Raw genomic sequence first — 17,134 nt, 5'->3', positions numbered from 1 at the left:
GCGCCATCCGTCCTCGCGTCATCGCGCCTGCGCCATGGCCTCTGCGATCGCGTCATAGACGGCGGGCCGCGCGCGACGGATCGCGTCGGAGGCGCGCGTCGGGTGGACGCGGTTCGTGAGCAGCACGCCGACGAGCTCCGCTTCCGGATCGATCCACAGGCTCGTCCCGGTGAAGCCGAGGTGGCCGAAGGTCTGCGGGCCGAAGCGCGCGCCGGAGCTCGGCCTCTCGCCGCTCCTGCCGTCGAACCCCGCGCGCAGCGACCCGCCCGGGCGCGGCGCGATCAGCCGCCGGACCTCGTCGCGCGAGAGCCACTCCGGGCGCTCGCCCGCGAGCGCCTCGAGCAGCGCGACCCCGAGCCGCGCCACGGACATGGCGTCGCCGAAGAGGCCCGCGTGCCCGGCCATCCCGTCGCGCGCGATCGTCCACGCGTTGTCGTCGTGCACCGCGCCGCGGATCATGCCCCCGCGGAACGCGACGTCCTCGGTGGGGACGACCCGCTCGTCGAACCGCGGATCGCGCCGCCGGAGCGCGCGGACCGGCGCGACCGCGAGCCCGAGGGGGCCCGTCACCTCGCGCGCGACGACCTCGTCGAGCTCGGCCTCGCCGCGCCGCGCGACCGCTGCGCCGAGCAGCAGGTACCCGAGGTCGCTGTACACCGGCGGGAACCCGCCGGCGGGCGGGTCGCCCTCGCACTCCGCGCGGCGCCCGTTCGCGCAGGCGAGCAGCGCGCCGAGGGGATCGATCGGCGCGTCGTCGCCGGGCGGATGGAGCGGTCGGTGCGCCTCGAGCCCGGCGCGGTGGGCGGCGAGGAGCTCGAGCGGCACGCGCGCCGACCGCGTACCGGCGAGCTCTGGCAGCACCTGCCCGAGCGGCTCGTCGAACCTCACCTTGCCGGCGCGGGCGAGCCGGGCGAACGCGAGCGCGGTGAACGGCTTCGTCACCGACGCCAGATCGAAGATCGCATCACCCGTCGCCGCGGCCGGCGTCGCGCCGCCGGCGCCTGCCGGCGGGCTGTCTTCCAGCCACAAGCGTCCCGCGGCGCCCGCTCCGTACCGGACGTTGTCTCGCGTGCGCACGGCTGCTGCGACGCACGCGCACGGCGCGGCCCGATGCGCTTCGATCGCGAGCGCTGCGATCGCCGTGAGATCGACGGGGGTCATGGCCGAGGATGAGGAGGGCAGGGCGCCCGTGTCAAACGAGCTCTGGTGGCCGGCCGGATGGCTCGGCGGATGAGCCGGACGACGCATGGACAATCGCGACGCGCTCCCCGAAAAACCGAGCCGCACGGCCGGTCCTGCTTCAGGATCTCCCCGTGGCTTCTCCCGTGGGCACCGAAACACGCGCCGCCGTCGCGCCGCTCGCCGCGCTCGCGGCGAGGTACGACGATCGCCGGCCCGATCGCTGGGAGCCGGTCCCCGAGCGGCTCGACGCGGCCATCGCGTGCGACGTCGAGCTCGCCGAGGCCGGGCGTGTTGCGCGGGCGCCGCTCGTGGCGGAGCTCGCGCGCCGCTTCGAGTTCCTCGCCCACTACCTGGACGCGATCCTGCTCGTGCCGCGCGAGCGCTTCGTCCTGCCGGAGGATCTCGCCGCGTCAGCGGACGACACCCCGCTTCCGCTCGACCGCGCGGGGCACGCGACCGTGAGCGCGCCGCACGCGTACCTGCTCACGTACAGCCTGCTCGATCTCGGCCCGGGCGATCGCTTGCTCGAGCTCGGCACGGGCACCGGCTACGGGGCGGCGCTCGCGCGGCGCATCGTCGGCCCGACCGGGCACGTCGCCTCGATCGAGATCGACGCCATGCTGCACGCGCGCGCGGTTCGTCTGCTCGGCGCGCGGCCCGATCGCCAGGGCGGCGACGATGCGCTCGCGGCCAGCGCCGCCGGGCCGTCGGACGAGGGCGCGGGCGTCACGCTGCTGTGCGGTGACGGGCGTTCGCTCGCCGAGCGCGTGCTCGCGCGCTGGCCGACCTCGTCATCGGAGCGGCCCTGGAAGGTCGCGGTGACCTACGCGCTGACCGAGCCTCCCACGGCGCTCGAGGCGCAGCTGAGCGACGGGGGCGTCCTTGTCGCGCCGGTCGGCACGTGGGAGGGCCACCAGGAGCTCGTGCGCGTCGAGCGCCGTCAGGGCGCGCTCCTCCGCGAGGTGCACGGCGCGGTCCGCTACGTGGCGGAGCGCGGGCGCGGGTAGGCTCCTGTACCCGGCCCCGATCTCGGGTTAACGAGAAAGCGGCGATGCTGACGGGAGCAACCTTCAAGAATTTCAAGCTGCTTCGAGACGTGAGCCTGCCTCTCGGTCGGCTCAACGTGCTGGTCGGCCCGAACGCCGTGGGCAAGAGCACCGTGCTGGAGGGAATGCACTACCTGCTCCAGCTCGCCGCCGCGAAGCCTGGGGGGTCGGCGACCATCCATTCGGAGGCGCTCTTCAGGGGCAAGGGCGCGGTGGATGACCTGGTTGCGAAGCCGGACGCCACCGAGCTCGAGCTGGAAGCCGTCCTGGAGGACGGAAGGCGGTTCGCTCTTCGCGCAGGGGTCGCGAAGGACGAGCCGGAACCTGAGCGGTTCCACCTGTGGTTCGGCAAGAAAGGGCATGAGATACAGCTCGTTCCGCCCAGCAACGACCAGGAAGAACGACTCTTCTTTCGGGGCCCCCGCGAGGCGAAGCTCGGATCGGTCGTCCGTCTCAAGCTACACGCCGAGACGCTGGCTGCGGAGCACTACTCGGAAGAGGAGATCCCGGGCGTCGGACACGACGGTGAGGGTCTGGCTTCTGTGTTGCAGTACCTGCAGGGGCTGCGTGACGGAACTCTGGAAGCGATCGAGCGGGATCTGGCGACCATCGTCCCCGGTGCGCGGCGTATCCGCGCGCTTCCCGCCCGCGTCCGGCGCCGGGAGAAGCAACGGATATCCCTCGATGGTCAGGACTTCTGGGCCGAGCAGTCGCGCGACGTCACCGGCGCCCGCTTCGAGGTCGAGTGGGAAGGACTGGGGTGGGTGCCGGCCGGTCAGCTCTCGGAGGGGACGCTGCTTGCCCTCGGCCTCATCACGGTGGTGCGCTTCGACGCGCCGCGCCTCGTCCTGCTCGACGATCTGGACAAGGCGCTGCACCCGGTAGCGCAGCGCAAGCTCGTCGCGCACCTCCGTGGCGTCCTCGACGCGACGCCTCACCTGCAGATCGTGGCGACGAGCCACTCGCCGTTCCTTCTCGACGAGCTGCGGATGGAGGAGGTCTTCGTCATGAGCCGCGGAGCGCGGGGCTCGTTGCTGCGCCGGCTCGACGAGCACCCGACAGCGCAGAAGCGGGGCGCCTATCTTCGCCCGGGTGAGTTGTGGAGCCTCGTCGGCGAGGGATGGGTGAGCGAGGGGCGAGAGTGAGCGCTGTCGGCATCGGTATCGCCGCCGAGAGCGCCGGCGACACGCGGATCATCCAGAAGCTCGTCGACCGCATGCTCATCGACCGCATGCTCATCGACCGCATCGCGTGGGTGAAAGAGACCGTCGAGGCGTGTCAAGGCTCGATGACGGATCCCCTTTCACCGTGCCGGAGCTGGCAGGGGGTGGAGGGCTTCGGCTGGCTCGACCTCCACGGCGCGTGGAAGCGCGCTCGGGAGCGCGGCCTCCGCATCTATGGTTCCTTCGAAGGAGAGCGGGCCGAGGAAGATGCGCAAATGCACCGAGCCGCGCTCCTGCTCTTCGCGGAGGAGGTCGAGCCTCCCGTAGCCGTGGTGATCGCGCGGGACCTGGACGGCAGGGCGGAGCGCGCCGAGGGCTTCGCCCAAGCGGTAGCGGCTGGGAGCTGGCCGTTCGATGTCGTCCTCGGCGCCCTTCCAGAGCCCGAGATCGAAGCCTGGTTGGTTGCGGCGTGGGTCCCCGAGGACGACTCGGAACGCCAGCGGCTCGATGCTCTCCGCCGCGAGCTCCATTTCGACCCCTGCGTGCAGCCCGAGCGACTCACCTCGAAGAACGAAGCGAACCGCAAGGATGCCAAGCGGGTCCTCGCGATGCTGACGATCGCGGGGCGAGATGCGGACGCGCGTTGGGCCGACGTGCTCGTTGAGCGCCTCGAAGCGAGCGGCGCGGCGTGTGGCCTCGCACGCTTCGTGCGCGAGGTGAGGGAGCATCTCGTGCCGCTCGTGGAGCGCGGCGGAGCCTCTGCGTCCGGCCAGTGGTGACCCACCCGGACCTGCCGCCACGCCCTCCGGACCTGCCGCCACGCCCTCCGGACAAGGAGATCCATCTCACGATCCCGCGCCGGCGACCTGTGCCGTCCGGGTGGATCTGTCCCACGTCCGTGTGACACACACCCTGTCCAGATGGCCCATCATCCTGTCCAGATGGCACACCCTCATGTCCAGATGACCCACCCCCCTGTCCAGATGGCACATCCTCATGTCCAGATGACCCACCCCCTGTCCAGATGGCACACCCTCGTGTCCGTGGGTGAGCCCCGGCGATCCGGGCCCATGGCTCAGGGCCACCCGTTCTGATGGAAGCGCGAGGGCTGGATCGAGGTGAGCGCCGGCGGGGGTCTCCGCGCGGCGGGGGCGGGTGGGCGCGGCGAGCACCGACCGAGGTGCCATCCGGTCTCAGGAGGCGCGGCGTCTCAGGCGCGCCTTGTGTGGCGCGCGACGAAACGTTCCAGGTGGCATGGCCCGAAGGGAGACATGCCGGGCGGTGTTCTCAGCGCAAGCTCTCCCGCTCCGGTCTTGGCGGATGGCCGAGCGCCCGCCCGCCCCCGCCGCGCGGAGACCCCCGCCGGCGCGTGCCGCTCGGCGCGGCGCCCTCTCCCTTCTTCTCTTTCCCCCCTCCCTTCCCCGTCGCGTCGCCCCGCCCGCCGGATCAGAGAACGCCCCACCGTCTTTGACCCTGGACCGCCTGGAACTTTATCCTGGCCTCCCCCGAGGCGGGGCCGCCCCGGCGCGTCGGCTCGCCCGTCGTGGACCAGGGAGAAGACCGGGAGCACTATGGCGGAGTTCGTTTGGGAGGCGCGCGGCCGCACCGGAGAGATCCGGAAGGGCACCATGGAGGCCGAGAACGAGGCGGCGGTGCAGAACCGCCTCCGCGCTCAGCAGCTCAACCCCACCCGGGTCAAGAAGAAGGGGGCGCAGTTCAGCCTCAACCTGAACTTCGGCTCGGGCGTCGAGGCGAAGGACCTCGTCAAGTTCATCCGCCAGTTCGCGACGATGATCGACGCGGGCCTCCCGCTGGTCCAGTGCCTCGAGATCCTCTCGAACCAGGAGCCGAACAAGGTCTTCCAGGCGGCGCTGAAGGACATCAAGAACACGGTCGAGCAGGGCGCCACGTTCAGCGACGCGCTCCGGCGCCACCCGAAGATCTTCGACGACCTGTTCGTCAACCTCGTCCAGGCCGGCGAGGTGGGCGGCATCCTCGACAGCATCCTGAACCGGCTCGCGATCTACATCGAGAAGCGCGTGAAGCTCGCGCGCCAGGTGCGCGGCGCGCTCGCGTACCCGATCGCCGTCATCGTGATCATGGTCGTCGTCATGATCGTGCTGATGTCGTTCGTCATCCCGTCCTTCGAGACGATGTTCGCGGAGTTCGGCGCGAAGGACGCGCTCCCGCAGCTCACGAAGATCGTCATCGCGGTCTCGAAGACGTTCGTCACCTACCTCCCGCTCATCGTCGTCCTGACCGCGGCCGCGGCCTTCGGCGCGACCTACTTCTACCGCTCGCCGGCCGGCAAGCGGATGGTGCACCGCCTCATCCTCAGGCTCCCCATCATCGGCCCGGTCATGCAGAAGATCGCCGTCGCGCGGTTCTCGCGCACGCTCGGCACGCTGCTCGGCTCCGGCGTGCCGATCCTCGATGCGCTCGACATCGTCGCGAAGACGGCCGGCAACGTCGTCGTGGAGGAGGGCCTCATGTACTCCCGCCAGAAGATCTCCGAAGGGAAGAACATGGCCGAGCCGCTCGGCGAGATGAACGTCTTCCCTGGCATGGTCGTGCAGATGGTCGCGGTCGGCGAGCAGACCGGCGCCCTCGACACCATGCTCAACAAGATCGCCGACTTCTATGAAGAGGAGGTCGACGTCGCCGTCGCCGCGCTGACGTCGCTGCTCGAGCCGCTCCTCATGGTGATCGTCGGCGGCATGGTGGGCGTCGTGCTCATCTCGATGTACCTGCCGATCTTCGATCTCGCCGGCAAGATCAAGGCGGAGTGATGTCGCCCGCGGCCTCCCCGGCGAGCCCGGGCGCCGAGGCCGGGGCGCCGCGAGATCACGCCGAGGCCGGGCCGTCGCGCGACGCCCGCCTCTCGACGCCGGCGATGCTGCTCCCGTCCGGCGCTCCCGCCGGCGCCGAGGCGCCGCTCGCGAGCCGGCTCACCTGGCTCATCGCGCTGCGCCTCGCGGTGCTCACGGTCTTCCTCGTCGTGACCGCGGCGGTGTACCTCGGCGGCTTCACCCCCGGGAGCTTCTCCAGCAACGTCGCGCTGGTCACGGTCGCCACCGCGTACGGCGTCTCCGGCATCTACGCCGTGTTCCTGCGCATGAACCGCGCCCTCCGGGCGATCGCGCGGGCGCAGCTCGTGACCGATCAGATCACCTGGACCGCGCTCGTGTACATCACCGGCGGGGCCTCGAGCGGCGCGACGTCGCTCTACGGCCTCACCTGCCTCACGGGGGCGATCCTCCTCGGGCTCCCCGGCGCCATCGTCGCCGCGGCGTCGGGGGCGGCGGCGTACCTCGTCCTGTGCGCGGCGCTCGGGCTGCACCTCGTCGGGGTGCCGCCGGACCAGCCCGCCGGGGCGTACGCGACGCAGTGGGGCGAGCTGCGGTACCCCATGTTCGTCAACCTGCTCGCGATCGTGGTGGTCACGCTGCTCGCGAGCTACCTGGCGGAGCGGCTGCGCGCGACGGGCGGCCGGCTCGTGCAGGCCACCGCGCGGGCGGAGCAGGCCGAGCGGCTCGCGGCGCTGGGCCGCCTCGCCGCGGGGCTGGCCCACGAGATCAGGAACCCGCTCGGCTCGATCGCCGGATCCATCGAGCTCCTCCGCACGGGCGGCACGCTCTCCGACGAGGACCGCAAGCTCTGCGAGATCATCGAGCGCGAGACCGCGCGCCTCAACGACCTCGTGGGCGACATGCTCGATCTGTCGCGCCCGCGGGTGCCCACGCTCGAGGGCGTGGACCTCTCGGCGACGGCGCGCGACGTCGTCGTGCTCGCGGGGCGCTCGGGCCGCGGCGTCGACGTCGAGGTCCGCTTCGATGGGCCGTCGTCCGCGCCCGTGACCGCCGACGCAGCCCAGATGCGCCAGGTCGTCTGGAACCTCGTGCGGAACGCGATCCAGGCGAGCTCCGCGGGCGCCGTCGTGACCGTGCGCCTCTGGCGCGACGCGAGCGCGTGGCTCCTGGAGATCCGCGACCAGGGGCGAGGCATCCCCGCGGGCGCCCGCGATCGCCTCTTCGACGCGTTCTTCACGACCCGCACGCACGGCATGGGCATCGGCCTGGCCGTGGTGAAGCGGATCCTCGACGACCACGGCTTCGCGATCGAGGTGGACAGCCGCGAGGGCGAGGGCACCGCGTTCCGGGTGAGGATCCCGGATCGGCCATCCGACGCAGGCCACGCCGAGCGCCTCGCCGTCGCCGCGGAGCTCGCCCCACGATCGCGCCCGGCGGGCTGACGCGGAGCTCGCCCCACGATCGCGCCCGCTGCGTCGTCATCGTCACAGGGGACGCGTGGCGCTCCGTTCACGCCCCGCGCCGCCGCCGCGCGCGGCTTCTCCCGAGCGCCCGGCCGAGAGATCGCGGCCGAGCCCGCCTCCGCGCGTGAATAGGCCGCGAAGGCCGCCGTCTGCCCCTGGGAAGCGGGCCAGTGCAGGCGGATTGCTGTCTCTCTTCGCGGTGTTCATGGAGAGCAGGGATGCGACGTCGCCGGGCCACCGGGGCCTGCGTCCGACCTGGCAGGCCGTTTGCCATGCCGTTTGCCGAAGGACAGGGTGAGCAGTAGAAGCGTCCCGAGGCGCGCTCGCGGCCCGCAGGCACAGAAGGAGAACCATACGTGACACGCAGGATGAACCATCTCTTCGCGGCGGCGTTCTCGCTGCTCGCGCTCACGCTCGGCCCGGTGGGCCTCGCCAGCGCCGGGCCGGCGACGGACGTCGTCAAGGCCAGGCAGACGGCCCTGTTCGACCTCCTGAAGAAGGGGGGGGTCGAGAACCAGAAGAAGGTGGGCGCGGTCTTCGACGAGATGCTCGATTACTCGGCGCTGGCGGAGGCCTCGCTGGGTAGCGAGTGGGCCGCGCGGACCGACGCCGAGAAGAAGCAGTTCAGCGAGCTCCTCAAGCAGCTCGTGCGCAAGGCCTACGAGCGCAACCTGAAGAAGACGCTCGACTTCAACGTCGAGTACCTCGGCGAGACCGACAGCAAGGGCGTCATGACGGTCAAGACCAAGGCCGTCTCCAAGAAGGACGCGCGCGAGGAGCCGGTCGAGATCGCCTTCAAGCTCTCCCAGAAGGGGGGCGCCTGGCTCGTGCAGGACATCGTCACCGAGGGCGTGAGCCTGGTGGGGAGCTACCGCGCCCAGTTCACGAAGATCATCAAGAAGGATGGGCTCCCGGCGCTCATCCAGAAAATGAAGGACAAGCTCGCCAAGGGCGACGTCTGACCCGCCCCGCCGCGCCTCGTCCGGCGCGATCGCCGTGAACTCGCCTGAAATGCCGCCGGGTTGATACCCTTGGCGGGTATGGCTGCTGGACAGAGGCGCGGCCGGTCGGCGCGCGCGCTGGGCCTTGCGCCGTCGATCCGCGCGCTCGCGCCCGGCGGCGGCGCGGCCCCGCGCCCGCCCGACGACCGTCCCGTCCTCCGGCTCGCCGTCAGCAAGGGCGCGCTCGCCATCGAGCTCGGGGAGCCGTTCGCGCTCGGTCCGCTCCGCGTCACCGAGCTCGTGGTGCGGCTCGCCGGGATCCGGTTCCCCGTCGACCTCTCCGGCGGCGTGGCGCGCTTCCGGCACCGGCGCGGCCAGCTCGTCCGGCTCTCCGTCGAGGCGCAGGGGACCGAGCTCGCCGGCTGGGCCGCGCCGCGGCTCCGAGGCCTCCTCGGCGACGGCGCGCCGCAGCTCATCATCGCGCCCATCGAGGACGGCGCGCTGGTCGCGCTGCGATCCGGCGAGGCGGCGCTCGCGTTCGACGTCGCCGTGGCCCCGGCGGAGCGCGCGCTCAGGCTCCTGCCGGAGCGCGCCCGCGGCATCGGCCTCGCCGCCCCGCCGCACGCGCTCGCGCTCCAGGCGCTGTCGATGATGGCGGGCGCGCACGGGCGCCTCGTCGAGGGCGCGATCGTTCTGGACGCCGCGGTCGAGCGGATCGTCCGCCTGCTCCTGCCCGCGGCGGGCGCGAGGGCGCCCGCGGTGGAGGGGGTGCAGTGGGCCGTGGTCAGCGCGGAGGCCGGCCGCTTCTGCGCCGAGGGCGCGCTGGGCGCGGCGCCTCCCGCGCTTGGCGACCGCGCGCTCAGGGCGCTCGAGGTGGCCGAGCTCGCAGGCGCCGCCGACGAGCTCGCGTCCGCGGGCGGGCTCGACGAGGCGCGCCGCGCCTACCTCGCCGCGCTGGAGCGCGCCCCGCGGCACCCCGAGATCTCCTCGCGCCTCGCCTGGCTCGACCTCGTGATCGGCGAGCGCGCCGAGGGGGCCCTCTCGACCGTCGTCGACGCCATGCCCGCCGTGGACGCCGGCCTCCTCGGCGGCGCGCTCCTCGAGGCGGTCGGCGATCGCGACGGCGCGTTCTCCGCGCTCGCCCGCGCCGCGCACGCCGAGCCTTACGGCCCGCTCGCCGCGCTCGCATGGCTGCGCGCGGCGGCGCTCGCGGACGCTGTCGACGTGCGCCTCGACGCGCTGAACCTCGGCGTCGCGCGCGCGCCCGGGATCGAGGCGCTGCGGTGGGCGCGGCTCGACGCGCGGCTCGACGTCGCGGACGTGCGCGGCGCGCTCGCGGACGCCGAGCACCTCGAGGCCTCCGCGCGCGGCGCCGAGGCGCGCCACGCCGTGTCTCGCAGGGCCGCGGAGGCGTTCCTCGCGCGGGGCGACGTCGCCGACGCGCGGGTGCTCTTCGAGCGGGCGCTGCGCTACGCGCCGGAGAGCCCCGACGTCGTCGCGGGCCTGGCGCGCTCGCTGCGGGCCGCCGGGGAGGGGAGGCGCGCGCTCGACCTCCTCGCCCGGGCGCGCGCCCTCGCCGCGCGCAGCGGCGCGCCCGCGTGCGCGCTCGACCTGGAGCTCGGCCGCGGCCTCGCGGAGATCGCGGGGGATCTGCCGGCGGCGATCGCGCGCGTGCGGGGCGTCCCGCCCGGCGTGCCGGAGGCGCTGGAGGCGCGGCTGCTCGAGGGCCGCTGGTGCGCCGGGCTCGGCGATCTCGGCGGAGCGTCGGTCGCGCTCGGGCGGCTGCGCGACGCGGTGGAGCTCGCCCTCCAGGGCCGCGCCGACGACGCGGGCCCCGCTCGCGCGAGGGGAGCGCCGTTCGGCGACGGCGCCGCCGCCGTCGCGGCCCTGCTCGCCGAGGCCGCCGAGATCGAGGAGCGATCCCGGGGGGATCTCCTCGCGGCGCAGCGCCACCTGGGCCTCGCGCTGCGCCTCCGGCCGCGCGATCCGGGCATCACCGCCGCGTTCCGCCGCGTCTCCGGCGAGATCGCGCGGCCGATCGCGCCTGCCCCGGCGGCGCCCCCTGTCCCGGTCCAGCGGCCCAGCGCGGCCGAGCAGCGGATCGAGGTCCACGTCGCCGCCCCGCGCCGGCGCACGCTCCCGCCCGAGCCCGTGGTGGTCGCCCCGGCGCCGAACAAGCCTCCCCCTGGCCCCCGCGCGCCGGCCGCCCCGCCCAAGGCCGCGCCGGTCGACCCCGGGATCATCGACGAGATGCCCACGCTCGATGGTACCGACACGTCGACCGACCTGACGGCGCCCATCCCCAGCAGCGTCACGCTGGCGGAGGGGCAGGTGCCGCTGGCCCGCGCGTTCGGCGTCGACGACGAGCTCCTGGCCGAGCGGCTCGCCGATCGGCTCCGCGCAGATCCCGCCGATCAGGCGGTGGCGATGGCGCTCGCCGATGCGCTCGAGCGGCTCGGTCGCGATCTCGATCTCCTCGCCCTGCTCTCGGCGCGGATGGAGGAGGGGGACGCCGCCGTCCGCCAGGAGGTCGCGCCGCGGCGACGCAGCGTGCTCGCGCGGCTCGCCGCGAGGGCGCGGGCCGAGGGGCGCGCCTCGGAGGCGGAGCTCTACGAGATGCTGCTCCAGAGCGAGCTCGCCTGATCGCTCCCTCACGGCCCGCGCCCTCGCGGCGAGCCGCGCGCTTGGCCCGCGCGCCGCGCCCGTGATAGCCCGAGCTCTTGCGCAGCGCGCGCAGCGCTTGGAGGTGCAGCATGGCCGAGCAGCCGTCGAACCGCGCCCAGCAGGAGGGCTCGCCGTGCGAGCCGGGCGCCCCGCCCGCGAGGGCGGGCCGTCCGATCATCGTGCAGAAGTACGGCGGCTCATCGGTCGCCGACGTCGACAGGATCGGCAAGGTCGCCGAGCGCGTCGTCGCCGCGAAGCGCGCCGGCAACGACGTCGTCGTCGTGGTCAGCGCGATGGGCAAGACGACCGACGGCCTGCTCGCGCTCGCCCGGCAGGCGGCGAGCGCCGCCGCGGATCCTCCCCGGCGCGAGCTCGACATGCTGCTCTCGACCGGCGAGCGCGTCTCGATGGCGCTCCTCTCGATCGCCATCCAGGCGCGGGGCTTCGAGGCGATCTCGTTCACGGGCTCCCAGTCCGGCATCCTCACGAACGATCGCCACTTCGACGCGCGGATCATCGAGGTCCGCCCGTTCCGCATCGAGGACGAGCTCGCCCGCGGTCGCATCGTGATCGTCGCCGGCTACCAGGGGATGAGCTACCGCCGTGAGATCACGACGCTCGGCCGCGGGGGCTCCGACACGACGGCCGTGGCGCTCGCGGCGGCGCTCAGCGCCGAGCGCTGCGAGATCTACAGCGACGTCGACGGCGTGTACTCGGCCGACCCGCGGGTCGTCCCGGACGCTCGCCACCTGCCCGAGCTCGACTGCGCGGTCCTCCAGGAGATGGCCGAGTGCGGCGCGAAGGTCGTCTGCGCCCAGGCGGTCGAGTGGGCGCGGCGATCCGGCGTGGCCCTGTACGCGCGGTCGACCTTCGATACCGGCCCCGGCGCGCGGGAGACGGTGGTGCGCCGGTTCGCGCCGGGCTCGGCGCCGAAGGCGCTCGCGGCGCGCGCGATCGTCGCCGAGGGCAACGTCGTCCTCGCGCGGGCTCACGGCGGGCTCCGGCTCGACGAGGTCCTCCGCGCGGCGGGCGAGCTCGGGCTGGGCTTCCGGGATCTCTCCTTCGGTCACGGCGGCGGCGCGCTCGTGATCCCGCTCCTCAACGTGCCCGAGTGGCAGGGGGCCAGGCGAAAGCTCGCCGCGCTGCTGCCGTCGCTCGAGCTCGTCGAGGGGCTCGCGGCGGTCAGCGTCGTCGGCGACGGGCTCTCCGCGACGGCGGAGCCGCTCGCGCGCTTCGTCGAGGTCCTCGGGCGCGCCGGCATCGCGCCGCGTTTCACGGTCGCGGGCCCCCTGCGCCTCGGCGCCCTCGTCGACGCCGCGGACGTCGCGGCCGCGCAGCGCCTGCTGCACGCGTCGTTCGTCGGCGGCTGAGCGCGCCGCCAGCGCTCGGCGAGCGACGTGCGAGCGCGGCGAGCCGACGCTCGGCGAGCGACGCGTGAGCGCGGCGAGCCGGCGCTCGTGTCGCCGCTCGCGAGGCGGAGGACGACCGTCAGTGCTTTCTCTGTCGCGTGAGCGCGACGAGCCCCGCCCAGCACGCGACCCACACGATCTCGCGCGACGCGTCCCAGGCGATCGCCGCAGGTCCGATCGACGCGGCCTCCTCCTCGGGGGCGCCGGGGGGCGTCGCCCCGAGCTCGGCGACGAGCGTCGGGGCGGCGTTCGACGGCACGTGGACGAGCTGCGCCCGGCGCTCGCCCTCGCGGGCGACGAGCGCGAGCAGCGGCGAGGCCTTGTGGTCGCCCGCGAAGGCGAGGGCGACGACCATAGCGAGCCCCTCCAGCACGCGGAACGTCTCGCCGCCGTCGCGCGACACGCAGAGGAGCCCGGCGCCGGAGATCGCGATCGAGCGACCGCCGGCCGCCGCTGCGAGCCGGCAGTCGTCGGCCTCGGCCGCGCGCCGCGCCGCCCCGGACAGCGGCACGACCGGCGAGCCTTCGTCGTCGCCGCGGAGCCGCTCGAGCTGCGGTCCCTCGGCCGCGCTCGTGAGCGCCACGATCACCCCCTCGCTCGCGCTCATCCGGAGCACGCCGTCCCGCAGCGCGGGCCCGGGCGTCAGGGAGAGCGCGCCCTTCGACGGCGTCGGCGCGCCGTCGCGGCGGGGCGAGCCCGTGGCCGCGGAGCCGGTCTCCGGCGGCGGGACGACCGCGCCGGCCGCGGGCGACCACAGCGTCTTGCCGGCCAGCACCCACAAGCGCCCCGGCGTCGTCGCGAGCGTCACCGGCGCGCCGCCCGAGCCCCACGCGCCGAGCGGGCTCGCGCTCTTCCCCCGGTCGTCGCTCCGCAGCAGGTTGCCGCGGCGCGTGGCGATGAGGATCGCGCTGTCCGACAAAGCGATAGAGGACGCCGACGTGTCGATGCCGGCGCGGCGCGCGGACAGCGCCCCCGCGTCGACGACGAGCACGGTCCCGCGATCGGCGCCCGCTCGCTCCGCGCGGCGCGAGCGGCCTCCCGATCGCGCGGCGGGCTCGCCCGTCAGCCCGGGCTCTGCGCCGGCGCTGCCCGCGACGACGTAGCCGCCGGTCACCGCGAGCGTGCTGCACGGGACGGCGGCGCCCGCGTCCTCGACGACGACCCAGGGCAGCGCATCCCAGACGGGGGCCTGGTCGTCCGGGAGATCGGGCAGCTCTGCGAGCAGATCTTCGCCCTCGTAGGCGCCGTCCTGGTCCGCGTCGAGCGCGGGCAGCTCCCCCTCGTCCACGTCGTCCGCCGGGTCGTCTCCCGTCCCTTCCGCGCCGCCGTCGTCGCCGTGCGCCCCGCCGTGATCGTCGAGATCGTCCTGCTCGGCGTCGCTCTGCTCGACGGCCTCATCGGACAGCCACGAGCCCGCGTCGGCGTCCGCGATCCCCTCGTGGAGCGCCCCGACATCGACGCCTTCTTCCGCGGGCTCGTCCTCCCCGGTCCCGCTGTCGTCCAGGGCGAGCTCGACGCCGATCTCGAGGTCGCTCGCGTTCGCGTCGTCGAGCCCCTGCTCCGCGTCGTCGAGCGTCTGCAGGAGGTCGTCGAAGCCCTCGTCGCCCCCTTCTTCCTCATCGTGCCCGAGCGGCGGCAGGTCGACGAGCTTGCCGTCGTTCTCGTCGTTCTCGTCGTGCTCGCGCTCGTCGTCGTCGACGGCGGTCTTCGGCTGCGGCGCCGGGCACGTCTCGCGGCGCTCCTCCATTCGCTCGCTGCAGGCTCGTGAGGCTGACATCGGCGGGAGTGTAGCGCCCCTCGCGGCGCTTTCGCCCCGCGCGGCGATCCTCGTGCGCGCCGTGGGCCCCAGAGCCCGTCCGCCCCGGCTCGCGGCGGCGGCTCTCGCCGGCTCTCGTCGGTTCTCGTCGGTTCTCGTCTGGTTCGGGCCCGCGGCCCGTCACGCTCCCGATGGCGCCGCCGGCGAGCCGCGGGCGCGGATCATGGAGGGGTGAAGGTGAGCGGCCCGACGATCTCGCTGCGCTTTGGCGGGCTCGAGAACGCCACGGCGCCCGCGGATCGAGGGAGGGACGCGGCATCTTGACGCGGCGAGGAGGCTGGCCATCCCCGCCGGGTGTGCCCGCTGGATCCCTCCGGCGAGCGGTGCTTAGCTCCGCCGTCCATGGGCCGGAACGACAGCAATTCCAGGCGAGTCGCATCCGCGTCTCCGGCCGGCGGGCACCCCTCGGGGGCCGCGGGGCAGCTCGGGCCCGCGCGCGGCCCCCTCTCGATCGCGGATGCGAGCGCCGGGATGCTGGTGCAGCACGTCCTTGTCCATCCAGCGGACGTCGTGTTCGTGAAGAGCATCGTCGAGGCGAGCGACGGCGTCGCGCTCCTGCTCGCGGATCGCGGCGGAGAGATCACGCTCGCGGCGCCGCTCGGTCGGGGCGACGAGCTCGCCGAGCTCCTGCTCGATCTCGAGCGCGATGTCGGGGCGCGCCGCCGCGACGCGCTGCGCTGAGGGTGGCATGACGGAGCGCCGCGACTCGAGCTCGGTCGATCTCGTCGAGGAGCCCTCGCTGGACGCTGCCGCTCAAGACGGAGCGGCGCAGGGCCTACCCGCGCCGTCGGGCGCGCTGCTCGACCCGCGCATCCTCGCTGCCTGGCGGGAGTGGCTCGCCGCGCTCGCGACCGACGCCGAGGCTGCCATCGCTGCGGCCCACGTGTACGGGGAGCTCGGCCCCGAGGCGCGTGAGGCGTGGCTCGACGTCCTCGCCGAAGACGCGCCCAAGCTGCAGGTCCCTGCGGTGGCGATCTATGCCCCGCTCCTGTCGGTCGAGAGCGACGCCGGGCGCCGCGAGCGGATCGAGGTCGCGATCGGGGAAGGTGAGCGCGCTCCGCGTCCGGCGAGCGGCTTCGCGCTGCGCGGCGTCGCCGCGGGGGGCGATCGCGTGGTGGCGCTTGTGACGCCGCTCTACTTGCGCTTCGTCCGGGTGCTCTGGTGCCGCTATCTCCCCGAGGACGGCATCGCCTGGGCGCGGCACGATCCCATCGTCCGCGCGGAGGACGCGCCGGGTCCGGGGATCCTGCTCGACGGCGCGCAGCTCGAGGCCACGCCGATCAAGCTGGTCATCGAGGAGCTGTGCCATGCCGTCCTGGCGCAGCAGCGCAAGGGCGCCGAGCTCCCACCCTCGCTGCAGCTCTGCGCCGATCTCTTCGACGCGCACTTGGAGGGCGATCCGCTGCCATGAGGCCGCTCGCGCCGGTCTGCACGCCGCTCTTGCTGATCGCGATCGGCTGCGGCGGGGGCGGCGACGCCGTCCGGGAGCCAGCGGCGGGGCCGCCGGTCGCCGCGGCGGCCCCGGCGCCCGGCCCGGTGCGGAGCTTCTCGTACGAGACCCTCGACGGCCGCGAGCTCTCGACCGGGTCGCTCTCGGGCAGGTTCAGCGTGATCGGCTTCGTCGCGACCTACGATGTGGCGTCTCAGGCGGAAGCGCGGTTCCTCGCGGGGCTGTTCCGCGATCACACGCCGCGCGTCAACGCGGCGCTCCTTGTCCTCGAGGCGAGCGAGAACCGGCCGCTCGTCGAGGCCTTCGTCGCGGCGCTCAAGCTCCCGTACCCGGTCGCGCTCGCGGACGCCCCGACGATCGCCGGAGAGGGGCCCTTCGCCGGGCTGCACCACGTGCCGAGCGTCGTCGTCCTGGACGCAGGGGGTCGGGAGGTATTCCGGCATGTGGGTCTCATCACCCAGGAAGCGCTCGAGGAGGTCCTCCGCGGCCTCGAGCGCGCGAGCGCGCGGCCCGCGCGGTAAGCCCGGCTGCGTGCCGCCCGCTGAACGTCGCGCCGGGCGGACAATGGGGGCGACGTCCGGGCGGCCGTGGCGCGCAGCGCCGAATTCTTGCCGAAGACGGCAATCCGAGGTGGCCTATCGCAATGGCGCGCAGAGCGCTGGATGAGCGTGCCTCGGTACGAGGGAGAAGGAGCAGCAGCCCCATTTCTTCGGCCGGTGCGCGCCCGTTTGGGCGATGATGGCGCGTATGGCGATCGACCACATCGGTTTTCCAGTATCGGATTATGAGCGGAGCAAGGCCTTCTATCAGGCGGCCCTGGCCCCCCTTGGCTACGGGCTCCTGATGGAGATCACGCCGGAGATGACCGGGGGCGCGGGCAGCCACGCCGGCCTGGGGGCCGACGGGAAGCCGGACTTCTGGATCGGCACGGGAACCCCCCTGAAGGGCAGCTTGCATGTCGCCTTTGTCGCGAAGACAAGGGCCGACGTCGACGCGTTTTACCGGGCCGCGCTGGCGGCTGGAGGCGTCGACAACGGTCCGCCGGGGCCGCGGCCGCAGTACCACCCTGGCTACTACGGTGCGTTCGTGCGCGATCCTGACGGTCACAACGTCGAAGCGGTCTGTCACGGCGGGTGAGGGATGACGGAGCATGGCGAGCGCTCCTCTCCGGCGCTCGCCGCCCGCTCCTC

At 73.8% G+C, this 17,134-nt stretch carries 14 protein-coding genes; 12 read left to right on the top strand and 2 right to left on the bottom strand.

The window, feature by feature from the left end:
* Positions 1 to 18: 18 nt before the first annotated feature.
* Positions 19 to 1,161, bottom strand: coding sequence for a serine hydrolase domain-containing protein (locus POL72_RS11710; protein WP_272095213.1), 1,143 nt, complete (start codon positions 1,159 to 1,161; stop codon positions 19 to 21).
* Positions 1,162 to 1,313: 152 nt separating this feature from the next.
* On the opposite strand from POL72_RS11710, the gene POL72_RS11705 reads away from it, so the two are divergent.
* From POL72_RS11705 to POL72_RS11670, 8 genes are all read left to right on the top strand, one after another.
* The gene (locus POL72_RS11705; protein WP_272095211.1) at positions 1,314 to 2,189 is read left to right on the top strand and encodes a protein-L-isoaspartate O-methyltransferase family protein; all 876 of its coding nucleotides are present in this window, start codon (positions 1,314 to 1,316) and stop codon (positions 2,187 to 2,189) included.
* Positions 2,190 to 2,233: 44 nt separating this feature from the next.
* The gene (locus POL72_RS11700) at positions 2,234 to 3,373 is read left to right on the top strand and encodes an AAA family ATPase (protein WP_272095210.1); all 1,140 of its coding nucleotides are present in this window, start codon (positions 2,234 to 2,236) and stop codon (positions 3,371 to 3,373) included.
* Positions 3,370 to 4,170 carry a hypothetical protein gene (locus POL72_RS11695; protein WP_272095209.1) on the top strand — a complete coding sequence of 267 codons (801 nt, stop codon included), beginning with the start codon at positions 3,370 to 3,372 and terminating at the stop codon, positions 4,168 to 4,170. The genes POL72_RS11700 and POL72_RS11695 overlap by 4 nt, the downstream gene beginning before the upstream one ends.
* 792 nt (positions 4,171 to 4,962) lie before the next feature.
* On the top strand, positions 4,963 to 6,180 hold the full coding sequence (locus POL72_RS11690; protein WP_272095207.1) for a type II secretion system F family protein: 1,218 nt from the start codon (positions 4,963 to 4,965) through the stop codon (positions 6,178 to 6,180).
* A complete protein-coding gene (locus POL72_RS11685) occupies positions 6,180 to 7,643 on the top strand; it encodes a sensor histidine kinase (protein WP_272095206.1) in 1,464 nt (487 codons plus the stop codon). Before POL72_RS11690 ends, POL72_RS11685 begins: the two co-directional genes overlap by 1 nt.
* A gap of 389 nt (positions 7,644 to 8,032) precedes the next feature.
* Entirely contained in the window at positions 8,033 to 8,626 is a 594-nt protein-coding gene (locus POL72_RS11680; protein WP_272095205.1) for an MlaC/ttg2D family ABC transporter substrate-binding protein, read from the top strand.
* 78 nt (positions 8,627 to 8,704) lie between these two features.
* Complete coding sequence (locus POL72_RS11675; RefSeq protein WP_272095204.1) at positions 8,705 to 11,248, top strand: tetratricopeptide repeat protein; 2,544 nt, start codon at positions 8,705 to 8,707, stop codon at positions 11,246 to 11,248.
* A 110-nt stretch (positions 11,249 to 11,358) separates the two neighbouring features.
* A complete protein-coding gene (locus POL72_RS11670) occupies positions 11,359 to 12,639 on the top strand; it encodes an aspartate kinase (RefSeq protein WP_272095203.1) in 1,281 nt (426 codons plus the stop codon).
* Between the two features lie 118 nt (positions 12,640 to 12,757).
* Here the strand turns inward: POL72_RS11670 and POL72_RS11665 are convergent, their stop codons facing one another.
* The gene (locus POL72_RS11665) at positions 12,758 to 14,425 is read right to left on the bottom strand and encodes a hypothetical protein (RefSeq protein ID WP_272095202.1); all 1,668 of its coding nucleotides are present in this window, start codon (positions 14,423 to 14,425) and stop codon (positions 12,758 to 12,760) included.
* A gap of 540 nt (positions 14,426 to 14,965) precedes the next feature.
* Between POL72_RS11665 and POL72_RS11660 the strand changes: the two genes are divergently transcribed.
* From POL72_RS11660 to POL72_RS11645, 4 genes are all read left to right on the top strand, one after another.
* Positions 14,966 to 15,175, top strand: coding sequence for a DUF4911 domain-containing protein (locus POL72_RS11660; protein ID WP_272095201.1), 210 nt, complete (start codon positions 14,966 to 14,968; stop codon positions 15,173 to 15,175).
* A gap of 7 nt (positions 15,176 to 15,182) precedes the next feature.
* Positions 15,183 to 15,905 carry a hypothetical protein gene (locus POL72_RS11655; RefSeq protein WP_272095200.1) on the top strand — a complete coding sequence of 241 codons (723 nt, stop codon included), beginning with the start codon at positions 15,183 to 15,185 and terminating at the stop codon, positions 15,903 to 15,905.
* On the top strand, positions 15,902 to 16,465 hold the full coding sequence (locus tag POL72_RS11650; RefSeq protein WP_272095199.1) for a TlpA family protein disulfide reductase: 564 nt from the start codon (positions 15,902 to 15,904) through the stop codon (positions 16,463 to 16,465). The genes POL72_RS11655 and POL72_RS11650 overlap by 4 nt, the downstream gene beginning before the upstream one ends.
* 226 nt (positions 16,466 to 16,691) lie before the next feature.
* A complete protein-coding gene (locus POL72_RS11645) occupies positions 16,692 to 17,081 on the top strand; it encodes a VOC family protein (protein ID WP_272095198.1) in 390 nt (129 codons plus the stop codon).
* Positions 17,082 to 17,134: the final 53 nt, after the last annotated feature.

Source organism: Sorangium aterium (assembly GCF_028368935.1).
Lineage (GTDB): Bacteria > Myxococcota_A > Polyangia > Polyangiales > Polyangiaceae > Sorangium > Sorangium atrum.
Note: the sequence above shows the minus strand (reverse complement) of the source record. Positions and strands in the feature narration are given on the sequence as shown.